Annotated in this window: 1 protein-coding gene and 1 pseudogene; both read right to left on the reverse strand. The window is 73.9% G+C overall.

The annotated features are described in order from the left end of the window. A pseudogene (locus tag MCM47_RS40980) lies at positions 1-286 on the reverse strand (RraA family protein); the annotation flags it as partial. A gap of 185 nt (positions 287-471) precedes the next feature. Next, the coding region (locus tag MCM47_RS40985) for a proline dehydrogenase family protein (RefSeq protein ID WP_238951855.1) at positions 472-1,282 on the reverse strand (811 nt) is incomplete at its 5' end.

Genomic DNA, 1,282 nt, shown 5'->3' on the forward strand with positions numbered 1-1,282 from the left:
CCACCCCGGCGGCCCGCGCCTCCAGCACCGCGAGGTCGCCGACGCAGGCCTCGTCCGTGCGCCCGTCGTTGTCGATCACCAGCACGTCACCCGGCCCCGCCGCGCCGTACGCCTCCAGGAAGACGTCCACGCTCCCGTAGTGCCGCACCGGCAGCGCCCGCCCGGCGATCCGGCTCCCGGCGGCGACCGGCGCGATCCCGGCCGGCGCGGGGCGCGGCTCCACGCCCAGCCGCACGCAGGCGTCCGCCAGCAGCGGCGTCGACAACTCGGCGAATCTCTTCTGCACGCCAACTCCTCCGGCTCCCGGGCCGGTTGACCGGCCCGTGGCGATCCTATGCCGCCCCCGCCGCCCGGGCGAGCGAGCACGCGCAACGGCCCGCACCCCCCTTCCACAAGGGGTGCGGGCCGTCCGGGTACAGCGGCACTGCGCTCGGGCAGCACCGCCGCCGAGCGGTCCTGCGGGGCGGCGGGTCAGCCGCGGGTGGCCATCGCACGCAGGAAGAAGGTGAGGTTGGCCGGGCGCTCGGCGAGGCGGCGCATGAAGTAGCCGTACCACTCCTGGCCGTAGGGCAGGTACACGCGCATGGTGTTGCCCTCGCCGGCGAGGCGCAGCTGCTCCTCGGGGCGGATGCCGTACAGCATCTGGTACTCGTAGGAGTCGCGCTTGCGACCGTTCCACTGGGCCAGCTGGTCGGCGATCTTGATCATGTGGGGGTCGTGCGAGGCGATCATCGGGTAGCCCTCGCCGGCCATCAGGATCTTCAGCGCCCGGACGTAAGCGAGGTCGACCTCGTGCTTGCCCTGGAAGGCCACCGACTCGGGCTCCTTGTAGGCGCCCTTGCACAGGCGCACGCGGGAGCCGGCGCCGGCGAACTCGCGGCAGTCGGCCTCGGTGCGGCGCAGGTAGGCCTGGAGGACGACGCCCAGCCAGGGGAAGTCGGCCCGCAGCTCGCGCGCGATGGAGAGGGTGGAGTCGGTGGTGGTGTGGTCCTCCATGTCGAGGGTCACCGTGGTGCCGGCGGCGGCGGCCGCCTCGCAGATCCGGCGGGCGTTCTCCAGGGCGATCTTCTCGCCGTCCACCGGCAGGAACTGGCCGACCGCGGACAGCTTCACCGAGACCTCGGCGCCGGCCGCGAGGCCGGTGTCCTTCAGCGCGGCGAGCAGGTGCTCGTACGCCTCTGCGGTGGCCGCGGCCTGGGTGGCGTCCTGGGTGTCCTCGCCGAGGTGGTCCAGGGTGACCTTGCGGCCGGTGGCGACGAGGTCGTCGCAGGCGGTGACCGCG

Source organism: Kitasatospora sp. A2-31, from assembly GCF_022288725.1.
GTDB lineage: Bacteria > Actinomycetota > Actinomycetes > Streptomycetales > Streptomycetaceae > Kitasatospora.